We start from the raw sequence: 22,274 nt of genomic DNA, 5'->3' as shown, positions 1-22,274 counted from the left end.
CCTTGGCCATGCCGTCCCGTCCGTTCGTGCCGCGATGGGCCGCAAGATCATTGGCGGTAGCGGCGGTGGCCCTGCTCCTCGCCACGCCGGCTTTCTCCGCAGTCGGCGGCGCGGTGCAGTCCGGCACGATCGATCGCGCGCTGAACACCATCTCGGGCGACGGGCGGCCGCTTTCGCTGTCGCTCCAGATCCTGCTGCTGATGAGCCTGCTGACGGTGCTGCCGTCGCTGGTGCTGATGATGACGAGCTTCACGCGCATCATCATCGTGCTGTCGATCCTGCGCCAGGCGCTCGGCCTGCAACAGACGCCGCCCAATCAGGTGCTGGTCGGCCTCGCCCTGTTCCTCTCGCTGTTTGTGATGCGGCCGGCGATCGACCAGATCGGCCAGACCGCCTACACCCCCTATGGCGCCGGGCAGATCAACATGGAACAGGCGATCCAGCGCTCCGGCATGGTGCTGCACGGCTTCATGGTCCGCCAGACGCGGCAGACCGATCTCAAGCTCTTCGCCGATCTCGCCCAATCGCCGCCCTTCGCCAAGTCGGCGGACATACCCTTCTCGATCCTGCTGCCGGCCTTCGTGACGAGCGAACTCAAGACCGCGTTCCAGATCGGCTTCCTTATCTTCCTGCCCTTCCTGATCATCGATCTGGTCGTCGCCTCCACGCTGATGGCGCTCGGCATGATGATGCTCTCGCCCTCGATCGTGTCCATGCCGTTCAAGCTGCTGCTGTTCGTGCTGGTCGATGGCTGGGCGCTGACGATGGGCTCGCTCGCAGGGTCCTTCCAGGGTGGATAGCGCCGACAGCGCCGACTATTTCATCGGCGTCGCGCAGCAGGCGCTGTGGGTGCTGTCGCTCGCTTCCGCGCCGATCCTGATCCCGGCGCTGGTGGCGGGGCTGATCCTTGGCATGATCCAGGCGGCGACCTCGATCAACGAACAGACTTTGAGCTTCGTGCCCAAGCTGATCATCGTCGGCCTCGCGCTCGCGCTGTTCGGCGGCGCGATCATGATGCTGCTCGTCGATTTCACGCGCGACATGTTCGCGCGCATCCCCGAACTGATGCGATGATCCCGGGCGGCTTCGCCGGCGTCGAAGCGCAGCTCTGGCTGTGGCTGGTGGCGATGATCCGGCCCGGCGCCGCCTTCCTCGTCGCGCCCGTCTTCGGCGCGGAAGGCGTTCCGGTGCAGCTCCGGCTGATCATCTCGCTCGCAATCGGCATGCCTGCGCTCGATCTCGTCCCCTTCGCGCTGCCCGATGACGGGCTCGCCTCCTTCGCAGGCGTGGCGCTGGTGGCAAGCGAGGTGATGGCCGGGCTAGCATTGGGCTTCGCGGTGCAGATCGGCTTTTCCGCCGCACTGCTCGCGGGCGAGACGATCGGCAACGCCATGGGGCTGGGCTTCGCCGGCATGGTCGATCCCTTGTCCGGCGCCTCGACGCCCGCGCTGGGCCAGTTGCTGTCGATCATCGCCACCTTCCTGTTCCTCGCCATGGGCGGCCATCTCGCGCTCGCCGCGATCATCATCGAAAGCTATCGCGCGCTGCCGCCCGGCCAGGCATGGCTGGGCGCGGAGAGCATCCATGGGCTGGCCCTGTTCGGAGGCGACCTGTTCGCCGCCGGCCTCGCCATCGCGCTGCCGGTCGGCTTCTCGCTGGTGCTGGTGCAAATCGTGATGGGCATGCTCGCTCGCTCGGCCCCGGCAATGAACCTCTTTTCGGTGGGCCTGCCCGCAACGCTGCTCGCTGGCCTCGTGCTGATGGCCATCGCCGCCCCCTCGATGGGCGAAGGTATCACCGCCGCGATCGAGCGCGGCCTCGCCACCGCCCGACAGATCGCCACGGGACGCTGAGCGATGGCCGAAACGCCCGATCGCGACGAGAAGACCGAAGCCCCGACCGAAAAGCGCCGCCGCGACGCGATCGAGAAGGGTGACGTCCTCCAGTCCAGGGAATTGGGCACCGCGCTGGTGGTGCTCGCGGGCGCCGCCTGGTTCGCACTCGCCGGACCATGGATGCTCACCGCCTGCCAGACGATGCTGGTCGACGCGCTCAGCTTCGATCGGTCGACGATCGAGAATTTCGATCCGCTGGGAACGATCGTGCGGATGCTGGCGGGCGTGGCGCTCCCCCTCGCCTCGCTCTTCGCGCTCACCCTGGTCGCCGCGATCGGCACGCCCGCACTGCTGGGCTCACTCGGCTTCCGCTGGAGTGCGATCGCCTTCAAGGGCGGCAAGCTCAATCCCGCCTCGGGCATCAAGCGCATCTTCGGGCTCCAGGGGCTGATCGAGCTCGGCAAGTCGCTCGCCAAGGTGATGCTGATGGGCGCCGTCGGCTATTGGCTGCTCTCGGGCCGCATCGCCGGGCTCACCGCGCTCGGCCGGCAGGATCTGCGCGCAGCGCTCGGCGAGATCGGCAACACCTTCGTCTTCGCGATATTGGTGATGGCGCTGGCGCTCGCAGCTATCGCCGGCATGGATATCCCCGCGCAGGTCTTCCAGCGCGGCGGGCGGCTGCGCATGACCAAGCAGGAGGTGAAGGACGAACATAAGCAGAGCGAAGGCTCGCCCGAGCTGAAGGCGCAGCTTCGCCGCCGCCAGCATGAGGTGCTGCGCGGTTCCGCCCGCACCGCCGTCACCGAAGCGAGCGTCGTGCTCACCAACCCCACCCATTTCGCGGTGGCGCTGCGCTATCGCCCCGGCTTCGATGCCGCGCCGATCGTCGTCGCGCGCGGCAAGGGCGCCACCGCCCAGGCGATCCGTGCGCTGGCCGAGGAGAATGCCGTGCCCGTGCTCCATTATCCGCAGCTCGCCCGCGCCATCTATTTCACCGCGCGCGCAGGCCAGCTGATCCGCGAGGATCTCTATATGGCGGTGGCGACGGTGCTCGCCTTCGTCTTCAATCTCGACCGGGCGATGGCGGATGGGATCGCGCAACCGGATATCGAAGTGCCACCCGAGGCGCGCTTCGACGAAAATGGCCGGCCCAGCACCTGATCCTCCCGCCCGATAAACCGCATCTTAACCGGCAAGCGGCAATATCGCCGTCCGGCACTAAACACGCGCGCTCCCGCGCCGTTAACAGCGAGGAACGGAGGGTGGAGCCATGCCATCGATCGCAAGCAGCCTGGGGATCGGCTCGGGCATCGACACCAGCGCGCTGATCGACCAGCTCGCCAACGCCTCCCGCGCACCCAAGGAAGCCGTGATCAAGCAACGCGAGGATGCGAACAGCGCGCGCATCTCCTCGCTCGCTTCCGCCAGCAACGGCATCAGCAATTTCACCTCCGCCCTCTCCACGCTGATCTCCGGCGGCACGCTCCTTACCCAGCCGAACAGTTCGGATACGAGCATCCTGACCGCGAGCGCGCTTCCCGGCGCGCGGATCGGATCGCTTTCGACACAGATCGAGGTGCGCCAGATCGCCCAGGCCCAGTCGCTGGTTTCCGACTATCTGGCGGACGCGACGACGGCGCCGGTCGGCAAGGGACAGCTCACCATCACGACCGCATCCGGCGACCATGTCATCACGATCAACGACGGCAATAACAGCCTGTCCGGCCTCGCCAGCGCGATCAACGCGGCCGCGGCGGGCGTCACGGCGAGTGTCGTCAACGACGCCAATGGCGCGCGCCTGATCGTGAAGGGCGCAACCGGCAGCGCCAATGGCTTCTCGCTCACCCCGGCGGCGGATGCCGAACCCGGCCTCGCCCGCTTCTCCTATGGCGCTGCCACCCCCGGCATGACGCGCGCGCAGGCGGCGCAGGACGCGATCGTCAAGATGGACGGGGTGGAGGTCGTCCGCGCCTCCAACAGCCTGACGGACTTGATCGAAGGCGTGACGATCGACCTCAAATCGGCGCGGCCCGGCACCTCCGTCACGCTCGGCGCGACCCGGCCGACCGCTTCGATCAAACAGGCGGTGCAGGATTTCGCCGCCGCCTATAATGAGCTGAAGACGGTGCTCGATGCCGCGACGGCTGCCGGCGCAGGCGGATCGAGCGCGGGCCCGCTGCGCGGCGATCCCGGTATTCGCGAGATGCAGCGCCAGCTCGCCCGGCTCACATCGACCACGCTCAGCAGCGGCGATGGCCCCACCACGCTGGCGGAGATCGGCGTCTACACCAATCGCGACGGCACGCTCGGCGTCGATATCGGCAAGCTCGACGCGATCCTCGCCTCCGATCCGGACGGCGTGGAAGCGCTGTTCAACCCCACGCAGCGCAGCGACAATCCGGCGGTCAAGATTGTGAGCCCGATGGGACGCGCCAAGCCCGGCACCTATGTGCTGACGGGCCTCGTCGCTGCGACCGGATCGACCGGCCCCTCGGGCACGATCGCGGGCAAGCCCGGCCTGCCGCTTGCGGGAAACCGCCTTGCCGCATCGATCACCTCGCCCGCGAGCGGCCTCGTGATCGAGCCGCTGGCCAATGTGGCGGGCGCCACCATCACCGTCGATCTGGGGCTGGGCGGCGCGCTGCAACAGATCCGCGATGCGCTGCTCGCCCCTCGCGGGCCGCTCAGCCGCACGCAGGACCGGCTTGCGGCCGAAGGCAAGACAATCAGCGAGGATCGCATCAAGATGGAGATGCGCCAGACCGCCTATCGCGATCAGCTCGTCAAATCCTTCACCGCGATGGATTCGCGCGTCACGGCCTACAAGGCGACGCAAAGCTATCTGGAACAGCAGATCGCGATCTGGACCAACGGCAACGACTGATTCCCAAGAGGACCAAGAAGATGTTCAGGGCAAGGGGATATGGCGGGGCAGGCGCGAGCGCGCGCTATCGCGACATCGATGTGGCGAGCCGCGTCGAAGGCGCAACGCCGCACGGGCTGGTCGCGATCCTGTTCGACGAGCTGCTGAAGGCGCTCGAGATGCTGATCGTGCATCAGCGCCAGGGCGATCTTGCCCGGCGCAACGAGCGGCAGGCGCGCGCGCTTTCCATCCTCCATGGCCTGGAAGCGTCGCTGGATTTCGATCGCGGCGGGGAGATTGCGAACAGCCTGTCGCAAATCTATCGCGAGGCGCGGCGGCTGATCGCGCTCGGCGTGCGCGATGGCGATGTCGCGCCGATCGAGCAGGCGCGCGCCATGCTGGCCGACATAGCCGGGGCCTGGACCAGCATCGGCTGATCGCCTGTCTGCGGATCGAAGCGACGCGATCCGCACCCCATATTTTTCGCGCCGCAGCATTGATCCCCCCGCGCCTTGCCGCCAATGTCGCGCCCATTGTGAAGGCGTTGGGGGCGCAATGGATCGGACAGGCGAAAGCAGAAGCATTCGGCATTCGCCCGCGGAAGATGCGCATGCGCTGCTGCTCAGCACCTCCTTCATCGCAGTCGGCCTGTTCCTGCTGCATGCGGCGGGGCTGACGACCGGCGGCCTGGCCGGCATCGCGCTGCTCGCCTCCTATTTCGTGGCGCTGCCCGCGGGCATGCTGTTCGTGCTGCTCAACATCCCTTTCTATTTCTTCGCCTGGCGCGGGCTCGGCATGGCCTTCGCGATCAAGACGATGATCGTCTCGCTGCTGATCGGCGGCATGGCGCTGATGCTGCCCAGGCTGATCATGCTGGCGGGGCTCAACGATTATTTCGCGGCGATCTTCGGCGGCACGATCATCGGCATGGGCATTCTGGGGCTCGCGCGGCACCGGGCGAGCGTCGGCGGGGTCGGCGTCCTCGCCCTCTATCTTCAGGAGCGGCGCGGCATCCGTGCCGGCATCGTCCAGATGGCGGCGGACGTCGCCATCGTGCTGGCCTCGCTGGTCGTGCTCGCTCCCGCCCGCGCGCTGCTTTCGATCGTCAGCGCGGTGGCGGTCAATCTCGTTCTCGCAATCTATCACAAGCCGGGGCGCTATGCAGGTTATTAGGATGATCGGAGCAGCATTGCTGCTCGCCACGGCGGGGACAACCCCCGCCGCACCGCCGCAAACGGACGAGGCGCGCACCGCCGCGCTGTTCGACAAGGTCGCAGGGAACGGGCCCGCGCTCCGCGTATTCCTGAGGGGGATGCCCAAGGGCGGCGACCTGCACAATCATCTGTGGGGCGCCATCTATGCGGAGGATTTCCTGCGCTGGGCGGCGGACGATGATCTGTGCGTCGTGCCTGCGCGCAGCACCCTGGCGCCCGGGCCGTGCGCCGCGCCCGATACGGTGCCCGCGCGCGGCCTCGGCCAGCGCGACCCGGCGCTGTACGGGCGCATGGTCGATGCCTTCTCCACCCGCTGGCACGAAGCGGGCGTGGGCGACGACGCCATAACGGGGCATGAGCGCTTCTTCTCCACCTTCGGCCGCTTCGCCGCGATCGGCGTGCGCGCCATGCCGCGCATGCTGGCGGCCGCGCGCGCGGAAGCGGCGGCGGATCATCTCGCCTATGTCGAGCTGATGCAGAATCCCAGCCAGGCGGGCGAGGCCGGCCGGCTCGCCGCGTCGCTGCCATGGAATTCCACCGATCTGGCGGCGAACCTGCGCGGGATCGAGGCGGAGCTACCCCGCCTCGTCACCGCCGCGCGCGCGGAGATGGATCGAGCGGAGGCGGAGGCGCGGCGGATCGGCGGATGCGACGATGCCTCCCCCGCCCCGGCCTGCGCCGTCACGGTGCGCTATATCGCGACGGTCGATCGCTCGCAGCCGCCCGCAACCGCCTTCGGCCAGATGGCGCTGGGCTTCGCGCTGGCGGAGGCCGATCCCCGCTTCCCCGGCATCACCATCCTGGCGCCCGAAGACCTGCCCGTGGCGGTGGCCGATTATCGGCTGCACATGCAGATGTTCCGCTTCCTCCACAGCCGCTATCCCAAGGCGAAGCTGACGCTCCATGCGGGCGAGCTGGTGCAGGGGCTGGTGCCGCCGGCGGACCTGTCCTTCCACATTAGCGACGCGATCGAGACGGCGGGCGCACGGCGGATCGGCCATGGCGTCGCGATCGCGCATGAAAAGGATGCCCCCGCGCTCCTCGCCCGCATGGCGCGCGAGAAGATCGCGGTGGAGATCAACCTCACCAGCAATGCGGTCATACTGGGCGTGAAGGGGCGCGATCATCCGCTCGCCCTCTATCGCGCGGCGGGCGTGCCGGTGGTGCTTTCCACCGACGATCAGGGCGTCTCGCGCAGCGACATGACCAACGAATATTTCCGCGCCGCGATCGAGCAGGGGCTGCGCTATGCCGATCTCAAGAAGATGGCGCGTGACAGCCTGGAATATTCCTTTCTGCCGGGCGCGAGCCTCTGGACAGGGAATGGCCGCGTGCCCGTCTGCGCGACGATGACGGAAGCGTGCCGCGCCTATCTGGGGAAGAATGAGAAGGCCGCGATCCAGTGGCGGCTGGAGCAGGATTTCACCGCCTTCGAGCGGGAAATCCTGAAGTCCAAACTATAAGGGAAGGGCCCTCTCCCGATCCTGTCACGGGAGAGGGCGTTTCGTTCAGGCCAGCCGCTCGGGCACGGCGCCTGCATCCTCGACGAGCGTATCCCGGCCCGACATCGCTTCCCAGGGGAAGACGAACCAGTCCTTGTTGACGTCGCGATCGATCTCACGCGACCAATAATCGACCATCGCGCGCGAACGGACATTGTTGATCAGCACCGCGACGCGGACATTCGCCGGATCGCCGCCATTGGCACTCAACGCCTCGCGCAGATAGACGATCGTCGATCCGCTGTCGTTGATATCGTCGACGAACAGGATGCGCTCGCCTCCCTGCGTCTGGCGCGCCAGCTTGGCGAGCAGCTCGTCGGCAAAGCCATAGACTTTCGAGCTGTGATCGACCGACAGCATCGAAATGCCCGTGCGATGCGACAGATAGGCACCGGGCACCAGCCCGCCGCGGCCGATGCCGACGACGAAGTCCGGTATCCAGTCGCCGTCCAGAAGCCTGACGGCGAGCGCCTTCACGTCGGCGACGAAATCATCATAGGGGATGTAGGAAAGGTTCGGCTGGGACATGATCCGCCCTTTATCTGCCCTGTTGCGTCAGGGGAAGTTGCCAAACTGCATCATCATCGCGAATCCCGGCCCGCCGCACGATCGATTCACTGCCCCCGGCCGGCCACATAGGCGTCGATCGCCGCCAGATGCGCCGACACCTCCCCATCGGGCAGGAAGGAGCCGAGAAAGCTGTGGCGCGCGAGCGTCACGAAATCCTGCGCGCTGAGCGTGCCGTTGCCGGCGATCGCGCGATAATTGTCGTTCACATAGCCGCCGAAATAAGCGGGATCGTCCGAATTGATCGTCGCGCGCAGGCCCAGGCGCAACATCCGCTCGATCGGATGCTGGCGAATATCCTCCACCACGCACAGCTTGAGGTTGGAGAGCGGACAGACGGTCAGCGTCATGCCCGATCGCGCGAGGCGCGTGACGAGCAGCGGGTCCTCGAGCGATCGATTGCCATGGTCGAGCCGATCGATTTCCAGCAGGTCGAGCGCCTGGGCGACATATTCGGGCGGCCCCTCCTCGCCTGCATGGGCAACCAGCTTCAGCCCGTGCGAGCGCGCGGCGGCGAAGACGCGGGCGAACTTCTCCGGCGGATGGCCAAGCTCCGAAGAATCGAGCCCGACGCCTGCGATGCGATCATAATAAGGCGCCGCCTGCTCCAGCGTCTCGAACGCGTCGGCTTCCTCCAGATGGCGCAGGAAGCAGAGGATCAGCCTGGAGGTGATGCCATGTTCCGCTTGCGCATCCGCCATGCCGGCGAGCAACCCGTCCGCGACCACGCCGAAGGGGATGCCGCGCGCGGTATGCGTCTGCGGATCGAAGAAGATTTCGGCATGGCGCACATTATCCGCCGCCGCGCGCGCGAAATAGGCACGGGCGAGGTCGCGGAAATCCTCCTCGGTGCGCAGCACGTTCGCGCCCTGATAGTAAATATCGAGAAAATCCTGCAGGCGCGAAAAGCTATAGGCGGCACGCACCTCCTCCACCGAGGCGAAGGGGATGTCGATCCGGTTGCGCCGGGCGAATTCGAACATCTGCTCGGGCTCGAGGCTGCCCTCGATATGGAGATGGAGCTCGGCCTTGGGCAGGCCGGCGACGAAACTGTCGAGATCGCTGGTCATATCCGCTTGTGCCTTATCTTGCCGCCGTCATGCCAGCGAAAGCTGGCAAGACGATCAGGCATTGCGCGCATGCGCCAGCCGGCCCGCCACATAGGTTTGCGCCACCGCCCGGTCGTCGCCCAATATCTGGAGCGCGAAGAGCCGGTCGTGAAGCGTTTCCGCCGCGGCGCTGCGCCGCGCGAGAAGCGGCGTCGCGGCAGGATCGAGGACGAGGAAATCCGCCTCATATCCCGGCGCAAGCGCGCCGATGCGATCGCCCAGCCCCAATGTGCGCGCGCCGCCCAAGGTCGCCAGATAGAGCGCGCGGAAGGGATCGAGGCTGGCCCCGCGCATCTGGCAGACCTTATAGGCCTCCCCAAGCGTGTGGAGGATCGAGAAGCTGGTGCCCGCGCCGACATCGGTGCCCATTCCGGCCTTCACGCCATGCGCATCCGCCCGCGCCAAATCGAACAGGCCCGATCCGAGGAACAGGTTGGAGGTGGGGCAGAAGGCGATCGAGGCCCCTGCCCGCCCCATATGCGCCATCGCCGCATCATCGAGATGGATGCAGTGCGCGAAGACCGAGCGATCCCCGACCAGCCCGAAACGGTCATAGACGTCCAGATAATCGCGCGCCGTGGGGAAACGGCCGGCGACCGCGGCGATCTCGCCCCTATTTTCGGAAAGATGCGTGTGCATCAGCACGTCGCGATGCGTCGCCACCATCGCGCCGGCATCGGCGAGCTGCGCGTCGCTGGAGGTCAGCACGAAGCGCGGCGTGACGGCATAGCCCAGCCGCCCGCGCCCACGATAGGCGGCGATCAGCGCCTCGCTGTCGGCCCGGCCGCCTGCCACCGTATCGCGCAGTCCGTCGGGCGCGCCCTGATCCATCAGCACCTTGCCCGAGACGATACGCATGTTGCGGGCCAGCGCCGCGTCGAACAGCGCCTCGACCGACGCCTTGTGAACCGTTGCGAAGACGAGCGCGCTGGTGGTGCCGTTGCGCAGCAACTCGTCGAGGAAGAAAGCCGCGACCTCGTCCGCATGCGTACGATCGGCGAAGGCACGCTCAGCCGGGAAGATATGGCGATCGAGCCAGTCGAGCAGTTGCTCGCCATGCGCGGCGATGCGGTCGGTCTGCGGATAATGGACGTGCGTATCGACAAAGCCGGGCACGATCAGCCCGCCAAGCTCGGTGACGGGCACGCCATCATATTTCCAGGCGAGATCCGAATAGCGGCCGACATCGGCGATGACGCCGTCCTCGACGACGATCATCCCCTTCGGGTGATGGACGACCGCGCCTTCCCCACCGCGCAGCGGATCGTCCAGCGTGGTCAATATCTCGCCGCGATAGGCGTGGACGGTCATGCCGCGCCTCTCAGCATCAACAGTTCTGCCGCCACCGCCACGGCGATCACCTCCGGTTCCTTGCCGGCGATGCCGGGCACGCCGATCGGGCAATGCAGCCGGGCGATCGCCGCCTCGCCATATCCGTCCTTGGCCAACCGCGAAAGGAAGCGTGCGCGCTTGGTGGCCGATCCGATCAGGCCGACAAAGGATGCCCTCCCGTCGAGCGCGGCGGAGACGAGGCGATAGTCGAGTCCATGATCGTGGGTCATTATCAATATCGGCCCATCGGCACGGCGGGCGCGCTCGGCAAGGGCGTCGTCGTCGAGGATCGTGACGCCCGAAGGCACGTCCGCGCGGTTGTCATACCAGTGGAGATCGAATGGCAGGCCGGGCAGGATGCGGGCGAGCGCGGCGCCGACATGGCCAGCCCCGAACAGGTGAAGCGGCATGAGATCGGCGCCGATCCGCTCGACAACGCGGTCGCCGGGCATGGGACGAGGCCCCCGGGCCTCCGCCCTGGCCGGATCATTGCCGGGTTCCGTGCCGCGGAAAGTGCGGCGCAATCCGCCTTCCTCGAAAATCGTTTCCAGCAGCCCCGTGCCGTCGCGCACCGCCGCCAGCCATTCCGCCTGCCCCATATCGACATGCTCGATCAGCAGCCGCACGCGCCCGCCGCAACATTGGCCGAGCAGCGGCCCCAGCGGATAATCCTGGACCCGCCATGCACCGGCCGGCTGATCCAGCAGCAGCCGCGCCTGCTCGATCGCGCGATATTCCAGATTGCCGCCGCCGATCGTGCCGATCGTCATTCCATGCGTCACGATCATCCGCGTGCCCGCCTCGCGCGGCACGGAGCCTTCGGTGGCGAGGATGGTGACGAGCGCTGCATCCTTCCCCTTATCCAGCAGATCGAGCATGGGCGAAGCCCAGTCAGGCACGGCCGCGCAGATCCGCTATGGCAGCGAGGACGCGCTCGGGCGTCGCCGGCGCATCGAGCCTTGGCAGGCCCTTGCCCGGTGCCGTGGCTGCAACCGCATGGGTAAGCGCGGAGAAGACGGATATGGCGAGCATGAAAGGCGGCTCGCCCACCGCCTTGGAGCGATGGATCGTCTCCTCCGCATTGCGGCCGCCCTGCCATAGCTGGATGTTCATCACCGGCGGCCGATCGCCGGCGGTCGGGATCTTGTAGGTGGACGGCGCATGGGTGAGCAGCCGGCCGTCGGCCGCGAACACCAGTTCCTCGGTGGTGAGCCAGCCCATGCCCTGGATGAAGCCGCCCTCCACCTGGCCGAGGTCGATCGCCGGATTGAGCGAGCGGCCGACATCATGGAGGATATCGACGCGGAGCACGCGATGCTCGCCCGTCAGCGTGTCGATCGCCACCTCGGAAACCGCCGCGCCATAAGCGAAATAATAAAAGGGCCGGCCGCGATGGCTGGCGCGATCATAGCCGATCTTGGGCGTGGCATAATAGCCCGTCGAGGAAAGCGAGATGCGGCCGAGATAGGCCATGCGGCAGAGCGTCGCGAAATCGATCGTCTCATCACCGGCATGGACCTGACCGCCCGCGAAGAGGACCTCGTCCGCGCGGCAGCCATTGCGCTGCGCGATGAAGGCGGCCAGCCGATCGCGGATCACGCTGGCGGCGTTGAACGCGGCCATGCCGTTCATGTCCGCGCCGGAGGAAGCGGCGGTGGCCGATGTGTTGGGCACCTTGTCGGTCACGGTCGCGGATACGCGAATGCGTTCGATGCCCACGCCGAACACGTCGGCCACGACCTGCGCGACCTTGATGAACAGGCCTTGCCCCATCTCCGTCCCGCCATGGTTCAGATGGATCGAACCATCGGCATAGACATGGACCAGCGCACCCGCCTGATTGAGGAAGGTGGTGGTGAAGCTGATGCCGAACTTCACCGGCGTCAGCGCGATGCCGCGCTTCAGATGGGAGCTGCCCGCATTGAATTCGGCGATGGCGGCACGGCGGGCTGCATAGTCGGACGAAGCGGCCAGCTCGTCGATGAGCTGCGGCGCGACATTGTCCTCGACGGCCATATGATAGGGCGTGATGTCCCGCCCCGGGCCGTAGAAATTGGCGCGGCGCACCTCCAGCGGATCCTTGCCGAGCGCAGCGGCGACATGGTCCATCACCCGCTCGATCGCGATCATCCCCTGCGGGCCGCCAAAGCCGCGAAAGGCCGTGTTGGACACGGTATGCGTCTTGAAACGGTGGGAGAGGATCTCGACCGCGTCCAGATAATAGCAATTGTCCGAATGGAACATCGCCCGATCGTTGATCGCCATCGACAAATCGGCGGTCGATCCGCAGCGCGAGGCGAGGTCGAGCGCAATGCCCGTTATGCAGCCCGCCCCATCGAAGCCGACATCATAGGAAATGTCGAAGTCGTGGCGCTTGCCCGTCATCACCATATCGTCGTCGCGATCGGCGCGGATCTTGGCGGGACGCCCGGTCTTGGCAGCGACGAGCGCGGCAGCCGCGGCGAAGAGCGCTGCCTGCGTCTCCTTGCCGCCGAATGCGCCCCCCATGCGGCGCACCTCGACCGTCACATCCGCATCGGCGAGTCCCAGCACCTTGGCGACGAGATGCTGCACCTCGCTCGGATGCTGGGTGGAGCTCAGCACATGAACGGCGCCGGCCTCGCGCGGCGTGGCGAGCGCGATCTGCGCCTCCAGATAGAAATGATCCTGTCCGCCAATCTCCAGCCTGCCCTGCAGCCGATGCGGCGCAGCGGCGAGCGCGGCGGCGGCATCGCCGCGCGCCATGCGCTGCGCCTCCTCGATGATCGATCCGGCGGCGCGCGCCTCCTCGATCGTGATATGCGCGGGCAGCGCTTCATATTCGACCTTCGCCAGCAGCGCGGCGCGGCGCGCGGCCTCGGCGCTGGTCGCGGCGACGACGAACAGCGACTGGCCGACGCAGACCACCTCGCCATCCGCGAACAGCCAGTCGTCGCCCATCACCGGGCTCACATCATTCTTGCCGGGAATGTCCTCGGCCGAGAATACGGCGACCACGCCCGGCGCGGCGCGGACGGGAGCGAGGTCCATCGCCACGATCCGGCCATGCGCCACGCTGCTCTTGCCGAAGGCAAGATGGAGCAGGCGCGGCGACTCCGGCAGGTCGTCCGCATAGAGCGCACGTCCGGAGACATGCTGCTCGGCGCTGTCATGCGGCAGTGGCTGGCGCACGATGCGCAATGGCCGGGGCTCGACATCAGCCATGGATCGGCTCCAGCGCGAGAAGGCTTTCAGGCGCCTGCTGCTCGATCCACAGGCGGCGCAGCAGGTTGGCGGCGGCGGTGAGACGATAGTCGGCCGAGCCGCGCACGTCGGTCAATGGCGTATAATCCTGCGCGAGCGCCGCGGCGGCGGCCTCGATCGTCGTCTCGCTCCAGGGCTGTCCGGCCAGCGCCGCTTCGGCATTGTGCGCACGGGCAGGGGTGCCTGCCATGCCGCCGAAGGCGATGCGGGCGGAGACTATCCTGCCCGCCTCGATCGTCAGCGCGAATGCGCCGCAGACGGCGGAAATGTCGCTGTCGAAACGCTTGGAAAGCTTGACGATGCGGATCAGCGTGCCGGGCGCGGGGCGCGGCACGGTCACGCTCTCGACGAACTCGCCGGGTACGCGATCCTGCTTGCCATAGGCGATGAAATAATCCTCCAGCGGGATCTGACGCCGTTCGGCCCCGCGCCGCAGGGTCAGTGTGGCGCCGAGCGCGATCAGCGCGGGGGGCGTGTCGCCGATGGGAGAGCCGTTGGCGATATTTCCGCCGATCGTGCCGGAATTGCGGACCTGGACGGCGCCGATGCGGCGGATAAGCTCGCCCAGATCGGGGTGGAGACGGGTGAGCGCGGCATGCGCCTCTGAATAGCGGACATTTGCGCCGAGGCGGACATGCCCTTCTTCTTCCTCGATAATTTTGAGGTCGGCGACATCGCCGAGCCAGATGATGTCGGGCAGGACGCGATGCTGCTTCGTCACCCACAGGCCGACATCGGTGGCGCCGGCAACGATGCGGGCGTCGGGATGGTCGAGCAAAATCTGCGCCAGCTCGTCCGAAGTGCGCGGGGCGAACCAGCGGCGATCACTATCGGCGAGCGGATCGCGCCAGGAAAGCTCCAGAGGCCGGTCGCGATCGAGCGAACGCAGCGCAGAGACAATGGCGTCCTCTTCGGACGGCGCGACTTCCGCCTCCTCCGCGACGGCGAGGATCGGGCCATAGCCGGTGCAGCGGCAGAGATTGCCCGCGAGCAGATCCTTGGCCGGAACCGCCGTGCCCGCCGCGCCGACGGTGCGCGCATAGAGCGACATGATGATGCCCGGCGTGCAGAAGCCGCATTGCGAGCCATGCTTTTCCACCATCGCCCGCTGCACGGGATGGAGCGTGCCGCCGCGCGACAGGCTCTCCACCGTCATCAGCGCGCGGCCATCGAGCATCGGCACGAAGAGGATGCAGGCATTGACCGCGCGCCACGCCACGCGATCGCCGTCAAGCTCGCCCAGCAGAACGGTGCAGGCGCCGCAATCCCCCTCGGCGCAGCCCTCCTTGGTACCGGTGCGGCCAAGCCTGTAGCGCAACAGATCGAGCACGGTTGCGGTGGGATCGACGTCGCGAAGCGTCTGAACCTCGCCGTCGAGCAGGAAGCGGATCGAGTCTCCCATCTCAGCTTCCCCTGTACGTCGAATAGCCGAAGGGCGAGACGAGCAGCGGCACATGATAATGGCCGTCCGGATCCGCCACGCCGAAATCGATCGCGACCACGTCCAGGAAGGGTGGATCGGGCAGATCCGCGCCCTGCGCCCGGAAATAATCGGCCACCGCAAATTCGATGCGGTAGCGGCCGCGCTCGAGCGGCTCCGGCAACAGGCCGGGGCAACGCCCATCATCATTGGTGACGCCCTGATGGATGAGCCGCCCCTCGCGCATCAGCCGCACGGCGACGCCTGCCGCCGGCCGGCCATGAGCAGTGTCGAGGACATGGGTGGTAAGGCCGGTCATGCGCGCAGCGCCTCCGCGGGCGGAGTCCATTCGCCAAGGAACTCCGGCTCGGCATAATCATGGTAAGCGGCAAGCGCCGCCTCGCGATCGTCGAGGAAAAGCTGTCCGGCAATGCCGTTCACCAGCTTCGGAATCGCATATTTGAGGCCGGACAGGGCCGAGGCCGAAATGCCTAGGCTGATAAGCCCCGAATAGTTGAAGGCGAACAGGCCATGCAACCGCGCCTGCCCCTCCGCACTATCCGAGAGATATTCGAAGCTCGGCCCCAGATAGGGATGATCGTCCACCACGGGATTGGCGATCTCGACCGGCGGCGAATAGCGATCGCGCCAGCGGGCGATATCGCCGGCGACAAGGCCAAGCTCGGGCCGGAGCGCCGGATCGGTGACGAGGCCGGTCGACAGCACAAGGAAGTCGTGCGTGAAGCGGCCTTTGGGCGTCGTCACGACCACGCCTGCCGGCGTTTCCTCCACGTCCAGCCAGGGCGAGCCGAGATGCAGCGCGAAGCCGGGCCAGGCCGCCGCGCGCTCGAACGTATCGTTGGTCGGCGGCTGGTTGCGCGTCATGAAGCTCGCCATCACCGCATATTTGGCGGCATCGTCGAGCGCGGTGAAGCGGCCGATCAGGCCCGACGCCTCCATATAGCGGATCGGATTGACGCGCGGCAGCACCTGGCGGCGGACATAGACATGCGCCTCGGCCACGCCCTGCCCCAGCGCGAACTGGGCATTGTCGAAAGCGGACGCGCCGCCACCCAATATGCCAATGCTCTTGCCCGCCAGCGCCGCATAATCGACCGCCTCGGAGGTGTGAGCGTAACGCGAGCGGGGCAGCTTCTCCGCGATCATCGGCGGGGTATGCCATTCGCCGCCGCCCTGAATGCCGGTAGCGAGCACCACCTTGCGCGCGAGCAATATTCCCGAGGCGGGAGCCCCGGCGCCCTCGACATGAAGGCGATGGACGCCGTTTTCCTGCGGCTCGATGCGCGTGAGGCGCACCTCGTTGCGCACCGGAAGGTCCAGCACCTCGCGATACCAGCGCAGATAGTCCATCCAGTCGCCGCGCGGGATCTTGCCGATCGCCTCCCAGCCCTCGGTCCCATGCTGCGCCTCCCAGAAAGCGCGGAAGGTGAGTGACGGAATGCCGAGATCGATCGAGGTGATCTGCTTGGGCGTGCGCAGCGTCACCATTCGGGCATAGGTGATCCACGGCCCTTCCTGGCCCGCCGGATTTTCGTCGATGACGAGGATGTTGGAGATACGCTCGCGCATCAGGCCGAAGGCGGCGCCGAGCCCGCTCTGGCCGCCACCGACGATCAGCACATCATAGACATGCTCGCCGGAAGCATGGGTCCGCGGCCGGGTCCAGTCCGGCGCGCCATGATCGAGTGCCGCGAGATCGGCACGGACGCGTTCGTTGAGGTCTGCGAGGCTCATGCCGAAACCTTGTCATAGAGGCGCAGGCGGACGATCTCGCCTACCTGCTCGATCGCGGTCGTCAGTTCCGTTTCCCCGTCATTTTCGAGCCGTCGCTCCATCGCCGCCAATATTCCCGCCTTGTCCGTCAGCCGGACGCAGATGATGAAGGGGAAGCCAAAGCGCGCGCCATAGGCCGCATTCAGCGCATGAAACCGCTCAAACTCCGCCGGAGTCAAGCGATCGAGCCCGGCCGAGGCCTGCTCGGCGGTGGATTCGGCGGTCAGCGTCCGGTCGATCGCCGCCTTGCCCGCAAGCTCGGGGTGAGCGCGGACCAGCGCCAGCCGCTCCTCGTCCGTGGCATCGGCCACCACCTGCATCAAGGCGGCATGCATGTCCGCCATTTCGGTGAAGGGGCGGCGATCGGCGGCGGCGGCCACGATCCAGGGCGAATGTTCGAACAGGAAACCGAAGGTCGCGACGAAGCTGTCGCGATCCATCGCGTCTATCTCGTCGATCGTCATGCCGGGTGTACCTCCAGCCAGTGGCGCGCAATATCGATGCGGCGCGCGATCCATGCCCCTTCATGCGCCAGCACATGATCGAGGAAGCGCGCCACCGCCAGCGCCCGACCCGGGCGGCCGGCGATGCGGCAATGGAGGCCGATCGACATCATCCGCCCCCCTTCCGCATAAAGCATGTCGAATGTGTCGCGCAGATAGCGGAAAAACTGCTCACCCTCGCTGAAGCCATTATAGGCGACGATCTTCATGTCGTTGGCGTCGAGCGTATAGGGCACGATCAGCTGCGCGCGGCCATGCTGCCGGTCATAATAAGGCAGATCATCCGCATAGGAATCGGCATCATAGACGAAGCCTCCTTCCTCCGCGACGAGGCGTGCGGTGTTGGGGCTGGTGCGGCCCTGATACCAGCCGAGCGGACGGCTGCCGGTGACGCGGGTGTGAAGTGCCACCGCCTCGGCGATATGCGCGCGCTCCACATGCTCGGGGATATTCTGATAGTCGATCCAGCGCAGGCCGTGGCTGGCAATCTCCCAGTCGGCGTCGAGCATCGCCTCGACCGCCGCCGGGTTGCGTTCCATGGCAGAGGCGACGCCGAACACGGTAAGCGGCGCGCGCCGCGCGGTGAACAGCCGGTGCAGCCGCCAGAAGCCGGCGCGGGAGCCATATTCGTAGAGGCTCTCCATCGCCATGGCGCGCGCGCCAACTTGGGCTTGCGCGCCGACCATCTCGGACAGGAAGGCTTCCGATCCGGCATCGCCATGGAGGATGCTGTTCTCGCCCCCTTCCTCATAGTTGAGGACGAACTGGACGGCGATGCGCGCACCGCCGGGCCATTTCGCGTCGGGGGGCGAGCCGGCATAGCCGAGGAGATCGCGCGGATAGCTCATGACGCGTAGCTTTCGAGCGCGGCATCGACCCCGGCGCCGGACTTCACCGGGAAGCCTTCGGCCCGCAGCACGGCTTCGAGCGCGCCGAGCGTGATCAGGACCTTATGCTTCATCGCATTATATCCCATCGCGCCGATGCGCCAGATCCGCCCCTGGAGCGGGCCGAAGGCGGTGCCGATCTCGATCTCGAAATCCTCGCGCATGCGGGTGCGGACGCGTTCGCCATCGACGCCATCGGGGATGTAGACGCCGGTGACGTTGCTCATCCGATAGGCATCGTCGCCGAAGACGGTGAGGCCCATCGCGCGCAGGCCGGCGGTGACGGCGCGGCCAGCGGCGGCATGGCGGGCGAAGCGTGCCTCCAGCCCCTCGGCCAGCGCGATCCGGGCGCATTCGCGCGCGCCATAAAGCATGGTCGTCGCCTCCGTATGGTGGTTGAGGCGCTTTTCCGACCAATAATCCATGATCATCGCGAGATCGAAATAGTTGGACGCGATGCGCGGGCGGCCGCCATCCGAAAGATCGTCGCGCCGTATGCCCTTCTCGGTATGGCGGCGGGCGAAGATGAAGTCCGCCGCGCGATCCGAAATGGTGATCGGCGCCGATCCGGAGGGGCCGCCCATGCATTTCTGGAGCCCGCCGGTGACGATATCCGCGCCCCAGGCGTCCGTTTCCACGGCCATGCCGCCGAGCGTCGCGGTCGCATCGACATAGGAGAGCGCGCCCGCCGCGCGGCAGATCTCGCCCAGGCCGATGAGCGGCTGCGCCATGGTGGTGGAGGTATCGCCATGGACGCAGGCGACGACCTGTGGGCGGACCCGCGCGATCGCGTCCGCGATCCGCTCCATCGGCACGACCGCACCCCATTCGGCATCGACCGTCTCGATCCGGCCGCCCGCCCGCTCGACAATCTCGGACAGGAGCAGGCCGAAGCGGCCCGCGCGGACGATGAGGACGGTGGCACCGGGCTCGACCAGCGAGACGAGCGCCGCCTCGATCCCCGCCCGCGCCGTACCGTCGATCAGCATCGTCCAGCGGTTCTCGGTCATGAAGACGCGGCGATAGAGCGCCATCGTCTCGTTCATATAAGCAGTGAATTCAGGATCGAACTGGCCGAGCAGGTCCGCCGACATGGCGCGCAGCACGCGCGGATGGGCGTTGACCGGCCCCGGCCCCATCAACAATCGCTGCGGCGGATCGATCTCGCCATAAAGTTCAGGCATGTTTTTCTCCAAGGCGATCGATGAAGCCGAGCATGGCGCGGAGCGCGAGCTCGACATCCTCCGGCTCGACGCTTTCGGCGGGATTGTGGCTGATGCCGCCGGCGCAGCGGATGAAGAGCATGGCGGTGGGGCAGAGCGCGGCCATCACCATCGCATCATGCCCCGCGCCCGAGACGAGCCGGCGGACGGGCTGGCCGACGGAGGCGACCGCTTCGTCCAGCAGGTCCATCAGCGCGGGATCGCAGGGGCTGGCGGCAAGATCCTGCACCTGCTCGATTTCGAGCGTGACGCCGCGCGTTTCGGCGATCATGTCGAGCGCGGCGTGGATCGCCAAAGCGGCATCGTTGCGCACCGTCTCGTCGCCGGAGCGCACGTCGATCGAGAAATCGACGCGGCCGGGGACGACATTGACCGCACCGGGAGCGACCGTCATCCGGCCAACGGTGGCGACCAGATCGGCGGGACCTTCCCTGGCGATACGCTCGACCGCCAGCACCATTTCGGCGGCGGCCGTGAGGGCGTCACGACGGAGCGGCATCGCGGTCGTGCCGGCATGGCCGGCCCTGCCGCTGATGCGCGCCTGGAAGCGGAGCTGAGCGGCGATGCCGGTGACGACGCCGAGCGCCAGCCCTTCGGCCTCGAGCACGGGGCCCTGCTCGATATGCGCCTCGAGGAAGGCGATGCTGGTGCCCGGCGCGCGGGCGGCCTCGGCGAGCCGGCCGGAGGCAGGGAATGCCTCAAGCGCGGCGGCGAGGCCGATGCCGTTGCGATCCGCCACATCGAGCGACTGGTCGCCCAGCGTGCCCGCCACCGCGCGGCTGCACAGCATCGAGGCGGGGAAGCGCGACCCCTCCTCGTCGCCGAAGGCGAGAATCTCGATCGCGAAGGGCAGGCGCCGGCCCGCCGCATTCAGTGCCGCGACGCATTCGATCCCGAGCATCACGCCGAGCGGCCCGTCATAGCGGCCGGCATCGCGCACGCTGTCGATATGGCTGCCGATCAGCAGCGCGGGCGCGTCCGGCGTCGCCCCCTCATAGCGGCCGATCAGATTGGCGGCGGGATCGAGGCGGACGGTCATGCCCGCTTCCTCCATCCAGCCCCGGAGCGCATCGAGCGCGGCGGCATGGGCCCGGCTCAGATAGGAGCGGAAGAGCATGTCGGGCTCGTCCGTATAGGGCCCCTGCCCCAGCGCGTCGCAACGCGCGACCGCGCGCGCGCCACCGGGAATGTCGAGCGCGCTCACCATGAAGCCACCGCCCCGTCGCTGCGCGGATCGGCGGCGCCCTCGAGCAGGCCATTGTCGTGGCGCACGATCGCGCCGGCATGACCCATCATCGCGGTGAAGGGAGCGACCAGCTCGACATCATGGCCGGCCGCACGAAGCTGATCATAAAGCATCGGATCGAAACGGTCCTCCAGCTTGAGCGTCACGCTCTCCTCACCCCAGGTGCGACCGAGCAGCCAGCGTGGTGCCGTCACCGCCTGCTGCAGCGGCATGCCGAAACGGGCATAGCGGGAGAAGATCGCCGCCTGCGTCTGCGGCTGCCCCTCGCCACCCATCGTGCCGTAGATCATCGTCCGCCCGTCATCGAAGCGGGCAAGCGCGGGATTGAGCGTATGGAAAGGCTTGCGGCCGGGCCTCAGCGCGTTCCAGCCATCCGCGGCGAGACGGAAGCTGCTGCCGCGATTCTGCCAGGTGATGCCCGTGCGGGGCAGCACCACGCCCGATCCGAACTCGAAATAGGTGGACTGGATGACGCTCGCCACCCGCCCCTCTCCGTCGATCGCGCCGAACCAGACGGTGTCGCCCGCCGCCGGCGGCTGGGGCCAGCCAAGCGCGCGCGCCGGATCGATCCGCGCGGCCATGGCGTCGATCGCGGCGCGATCGTCGAGCAGATATTGCGCATCGACCGTCATATAGGCGGGATCGCCGACATGCCTGTCGCGGAAGAGGAAGGCCTGCTTGGTCGCCTCGACCAGCCCATGGACATGCGCGAAGCCGTCCGCCGCCTCCGCCTCCAGCCGGTCGAACAGGGCGAGGATCAGGAGCGAGGCCACGCCCTGCGTCGACGGCGGCATGTTGAACAGCCGCGCGCCGCGGATCGCGACCGACAGCGGATCGCGCACTTCCGCCCGGTGCGAAGCGAGATCGAGCGCGGTGACGGGGCTGCCAACGGCGGACAGATCGGCCGCGAGGTCGCGCGCGATGGAGCCCGAATAGAAGCTTTGCGGCCCTTCCTCGGCGATACGACGAAGCGTGCGGGCAAGCGTCGGCTGGCGATGGATCGCGCCTTCGGCAAGCGGCCTGCCTTCATCCATGAAATGTTCGGCATAGCCGGGCACGTCGCGCAGCTCGGCGGCCTTGGCGCGGGCGATCTCCGCCCCGCCCGCCGTGACCGCGACGCCTGATTCGGCATGGTGGATGGCATCGCGCAGCAGCCGAGCAAGCGACAGCGTGCCGCCTCCCAGATTGAGCGCCGCCGCCCAGCCCGAGACGGTGCCCGCCACCGTGTTCGCGGCGAGCGGGCCACGCCACGGTATCGTGGAATGGCCGGCATAGAGATCGAGCGTGGCGGCCCCGGCGGCGGCACCGCAGGCGTCGATCGCATGGACGGCGCCGCCCGGCTCGGCCACCAGCCAGAAGCCGTCGCCGCCGAGCCCCGTCATGTGCGGGTAGACCACCGCCAGGGCCGCCGCCATGGCAACCCCCGCCTCGATCGCATTGCCGCCGTCCCTCAATACATCCAGCCCCGCCTGGCTGGCGAGGTGGTGCGGCGAGGTGACCATGCCGCGAAGCGATCGAGGCGTATTCAGCATTTAC

The 22,274-nt window shown here is 67.4% G+C and carries 21 protein-coding genes; 8 read left to right on the top strand and 13 right to left on the bottom strand.

Translation table 11 applies throughout. The features are described from left to right. Positions 1 to 8: 8 nt before the first annotated feature. The 8 genes from fliP (at position 9) to CLG96_RS08900 (ending at position 7,375) form a co-directional block, all read left to right on the top strand. Positions 9 to 800: a flagellar type III secretion system pore protein FliP gene (gene fliP / locus CLG96_RS08935; RefSeq protein WP_165799607.1), complete on the top strand. Its 792-nt coding sequence runs from the start codon at positions 9 to 11 to the stop codon at positions 798 to 800. Then, positions 793 to 1,074 carry a flagellar biosynthesis protein FliQ gene (gene fliQ / locus CLG96_RS08930; RefSeq protein WP_107967532.1) on the top strand — a complete coding sequence of 94 codons (282 nt, stop codon included), beginning with the start codon at positions 793 to 795 and terminating at the stop codon, positions 1,072 to 1,074. Before fliP ends, fliQ begins: the two co-directional genes overlap by 8 nt. Then, positions 1,071 to 1,853 carry a flagellar biosynthetic protein FliR gene (gene fliR, locus CLG96_RS08925; RefSeq protein WP_107967531.1) on the top strand — a complete coding sequence of 261 codons (783 nt, stop codon included), beginning with the start codon at positions 1,071 to 1,073 and terminating at the stop codon, positions 1,851 to 1,853. The genes fliQ and fliR overlap by 4 nt, the downstream gene beginning before the upstream one ends. A gap of 3 nt (positions 1,854 to 1,856) precedes the next feature. Continuing rightward, on the top strand, positions 1,857 to 2,996 hold the full coding sequence (gene flhB / locus CLG96_RS08920; RefSeq protein ID WP_107967530.1) for a flagellar type III secretion system protein FlhB: 1,140 nt from the start codon (positions 1,857 to 1,859) through the stop codon (positions 2,994 to 2,996). A gap of 109 nt (positions 2,997 to 3,105) precedes the next feature. Further along, complete coding sequence (fliD, locus tag CLG96_RS08915) at positions 3,106 to 4,719, top strand: flagellar filament capping protein FliD (RefSeq protein ID WP_107967529.1); 1,614 nt, start codon at positions 3,106 to 3,108, stop codon at positions 4,717 to 4,719. Positions 4,720 to 4,739: 20 nt separating this feature from the next. Beyond that, complete coding sequence (locus tag CLG96_RS08910) at positions 4,740 to 5,135, top strand: flagellar export chaperone FliS (protein ID WP_107967528.1); 396 nt, start codon at positions 4,740 to 4,742, stop codon at positions 5,133 to 5,135. A 118-nt stretch (positions 5,136 to 5,253) separates the two neighbouring features. Continuing rightward, positions 5,254 to 5,871 (top strand): YitT family protein, encoded by a 618-nt coding sequence (locus CLG96_RS08905; RefSeq protein WP_107967527.1) that lies wholly within the window; start codon positions 5,254 to 5,256, stop codon positions 5,869 to 5,871. 1 nt (position 5,872) lies between these two features. Then, positions 5,873 to 7,375, top strand: a complete 1,503-nt coding sequence (locus CLG96_RS08900; protein ID WP_243395713.1) for an adenosine deaminase family protein — start codon at positions 5,873 to 5,875, stop codon at positions 7,373 to 7,375. A 45-nt stretch (positions 7,376 to 7,420) separates the two neighbouring features. Here CLG96_RS08900 and CLG96_RS08895 read toward each other — a convergent pair whose 3' ends face one another. The 13 genes from CLG96_RS08895 to CLG96_RS08835 form a co-directional block, all read right to left on the bottom strand. Next, a complete protein-coding gene (locus tag CLG96_RS08895; protein WP_107967526.1) occupies positions 7,421 to 7,942 on the bottom strand; it encodes a phosphoribosyltransferase in 522 nt (173 codons plus the stop codon). Between the two features lie 86 nt (positions 7,943 to 8,028). Then, on the bottom strand, positions 8,029 to 9,051 hold the full coding sequence (locus CLG96_RS08890) for an adenosine deaminase (RefSeq protein WP_107967525.1): 1,023 nt from the start codon (positions 9,049 to 9,051) through the stop codon (positions 8,029 to 8,031). Between the two features lie 54 nt (positions 9,052 to 9,105). After that, positions 9,106 to 10,401, bottom strand: a complete 1,296-nt coding sequence (gene guaD / locus CLG96_RS08885) for a guanine deaminase (protein WP_107967524.1) — start codon at positions 10,399 to 10,401, stop codon at positions 9,106 to 9,108. After that, positions 10,398 to 11,300 (bottom strand): xanthine dehydrogenase accessory protein XdhC, encoded by a 903-nt coding sequence (gene xdhC / locus CLG96_RS08880; protein ID WP_107967523.1) that lies wholly within the window; start codon positions 11,298 to 11,300, stop codon positions 10,398 to 10,400. Before xdhC ends, guaD begins: the two co-directional genes overlap by 4 nt. 13 nt (positions 11,301 to 11,313) lie before the next feature. Continuing rightward, positions 11,314 to 13,626 (bottom strand): xanthine dehydrogenase molybdopterin binding subunit, encoded by a 2,313-nt coding sequence (gene xdhB, locus CLG96_RS08875; RefSeq protein WP_107967522.1) that lies wholly within the window; start codon positions 13,624 to 13,626, stop codon positions 11,314 to 11,316. Then, on the bottom strand, positions 13,619 to 15,067 hold the full coding sequence (gene xdhA, locus CLG96_RS08870) for a xanthine dehydrogenase small subunit (protein ID WP_107967521.1): 1,449 nt from the start codon (positions 15,065 to 15,067) through the stop codon (positions 13,619 to 13,621). Before xdhA ends, xdhB begins: the two co-directional genes overlap by 8 nt. 1 nt (position 15,068) lies before the next feature. After that, entirely contained in the window at positions 15,069 to 15,404 is a 336-nt protein-coding gene (gene uraH, locus CLG96_RS08865; protein ID WP_107967677.1) for a hydroxyisourate hydrolase, read from the bottom strand. Next, positions 15,401 to 16,840, bottom strand: a complete 1,440-nt coding sequence (locus CLG96_RS08860; protein WP_107967520.1) for an FAD/NAD(P)-binding protein — start codon at positions 16,838 to 16,840, stop codon at positions 15,401 to 15,403. The genes uraH and CLG96_RS08860 overlap by 4 nt, the downstream gene beginning before the upstream one ends. Further along, positions 16,837 to 17,343 carry a 2-oxo-4-hydroxy-4-carboxy-5-ureidoimidazoline decarboxylase gene (gene uraD / locus CLG96_RS08855; RefSeq protein ID WP_107967519.1) on the bottom strand — a complete coding sequence of 169 codons (507 nt, stop codon included), beginning with the start codon at positions 17,341 to 17,343 and terminating at the stop codon, positions 16,837 to 16,839. The genes CLG96_RS08860 and uraD overlap by 4 nt, the downstream gene beginning before the upstream one ends. Then, positions 17,340 to 18,230: an allantoinase PuuE gene (gene puuE / locus CLG96_RS08850; RefSeq protein WP_107967518.1), complete on the bottom strand. Its 891-nt coding sequence runs from the start codon at positions 18,228 to 18,230 to the stop codon at positions 17,340 to 17,342. The genes uraD and puuE overlap by 4 nt, the downstream gene beginning before the upstream one ends. After that, positions 18,227 to 19,453: a pyridoxal-phosphate-dependent aminotransferase family protein gene (locus CLG96_RS08845; RefSeq protein ID WP_107967517.1), complete on the bottom strand. Its 1,227-nt coding sequence runs from the start codon at positions 19,451 to 19,453 to the stop codon at positions 18,227 to 18,229. The genes puuE and CLG96_RS08845 overlap by 4 nt, the downstream gene beginning before the upstream one ends. Next, complete coding sequence (locus CLG96_RS08840) at positions 19,446 to 20,699, bottom strand: allantoate amidohydrolase (RefSeq protein WP_107967516.1); 1,254 nt, start codon at positions 20,697 to 20,699, stop codon at positions 19,446 to 19,448. The genes CLG96_RS08845 and CLG96_RS08840 overlap by 8 nt, the downstream gene beginning before the upstream one ends. Further along, positions 20,693 to 22,270: a gamma-glutamyltransferase family protein gene (locus tag CLG96_RS08835; protein WP_107967515.1), complete on the bottom strand. Its 1,578-nt coding sequence runs from the start codon at positions 22,268 to 22,270 to the stop codon at positions 20,693 to 20,695. The genes CLG96_RS08840 and CLG96_RS08835 overlap by 7 nt, the downstream gene beginning before the upstream one ends. Between the last annotated feature and the right edge of the window lie 4 nt (positions 22,271 to 22,274).

It is taken from the genome of Sphingomonas oleivorans, assembly GCF_003050615.1.
Lineage (GTDB): Bacteria > Pseudomonadota > Alphaproteobacteria > Sphingomonadales > Sphingomonadaceae > Sphingomonas_H > Sphingomonas_H oleivorans.
Note: the sequence above shows the minus strand (reverse complement) of the source record. Positions and strands in the feature narration are given on the sequence as shown.

What these genes read in the sequence shown, in the direction of transcription:
- CLG96_RS08910 (WP_107967528.1), top strand. Translation starts at nt 4,740, where the DNA reads ATGTTCAGGGCAAGGGGATATGGCGGGGCAGGCGCGAGCGCGCGCTAT.
- CLG96_RS08835 (WP_107967515.1), bottom strand. Translation starts at nt 22,270, where the DNA reads ATGCTGAATACGCCTCGATCGCTTCGCGGCATGGTCACCTCGCCGCAC.
- CLG96_RS08900 (WP_243395713.1), top strand. Translation starts at nt 5,873, where the DNA reads ATGATCGGAGCAGCATTGCTGCTCGCCACGGCGGGGACAACCCCCGCC.
- CLG96_RS08905 (WP_107967527.1), top strand. Translation starts at nt 5,254, where the DNA reads ATGGATCGGACAGGCGAAAGCAGAAGCATTCGGCATTCGCCCGCGGAA.
- CLG96_RS08860 (WP_107967520.1), bottom strand. Translation starts at nt 16,840, where the DNA reads ATGAGCCTCGCAGACCTCAACGAACGCGTCCGTGCCGATCTCGCGGCA.
- uraH (WP_107967677.1), bottom strand. Translation starts at nt 15,404, where the DNA reads ATGACCGGCCTTACCACCCATGTCCTCGACACTGCTCATGGCCGGCCG.
- CLG96_RS08890 (WP_107967525.1), bottom strand. Translation starts at nt 9,051, where the DNA reads ATGACCAGCGATCTCGACAGTTTCGTCGCCGGCCTGCCCAAGGCCGAG.
- fliR (WP_107967531.1), top strand. Translation starts at nt 1,071, where the DNA reads ATGATCCCGGGCGGCTTCGCCGGCGTCGAAGCGCAGCTCTGGCTGTGG.
- xdhA (WP_107967521.1), bottom strand. Translation starts at nt 15,067, where the DNA reads ATGGGAGACTCGATCCGCTTCCTGCTCGACGGCGAGGTTCAGACGCTT.
- guaD (WP_107967524.1), bottom strand. Translation starts at nt 10,401, where the DNA reads ATGACCGTCCACGCCTATCGCGGCGAGATATTGACCACGCTGGACGAT.
- fliD (WP_107967529.1), top strand. Translation starts at nt 3,106, where the DNA reads ATGCCATCGATCGCAAGCAGCCTGGGGATCGGCTCGGGCATCGACACC.
- puuE (WP_107967518.1), bottom strand. Translation starts at nt 18,230, where the DNA reads ATGAGCTATCCGCGCGATCTCCTCGGCTATGCCGGCTCGCCCCCCGAC.
- uraD (WP_107967519.1), bottom strand. Translation starts at nt 17,343, where the DNA reads ATGACGATCGACGAGATAGACGCGATGGATCGCGACAGCTTCGTCGCG.
- xdhC (WP_107967523.1), bottom strand. Translation starts at nt 11,300, where the DNA reads ATGCTCGATCTGCTGGATAAGGGGAAGGATGCAGCGCTCGTCACCATC.
- CLG96_RS08895 (WP_107967526.1), bottom strand. Translation starts at nt 7,942, where the DNA reads ATGTCCCAGCCGAACCTTTCCTACATCCCCTATGATGATTTCGTCGCC.
- xdhB (WP_107967522.1), bottom strand. Translation starts at nt 13,626, where the DNA reads ATGGCTGATGTCGAGCCCCGGCCATTGCGCATCGTGCGCCAGCCACTG.
- fliP (WP_165799607.1), top strand. Translation starts at nt 9, where the DNA reads ATGCCGTCCCGTCCGTTCGTGCCGCGATGGGCCGCAAGATCATTGGCG.
- CLG96_RS08840 (WP_107967516.1), bottom strand. Translation starts at nt 20,699, where the DNA reads ATGGTGAGCGCGCTCGACATTCCCGGTGGCGCGCGCGCGGTCGCGCGT.
- flhB (WP_107967530.1), top strand. Translation starts at nt 1,857, where the DNA reads ATGGCCGAAACGCCCGATCGCGACGAGAAGACCGAAGCCCCGACCGAA.
- CLG96_RS08845 (WP_107967517.1), bottom strand. Translation starts at nt 19,453, where the DNA reads ATGCCTGAACTTTATGGCGAGATCGATCCGCCGCAGCGATTGTTGATG.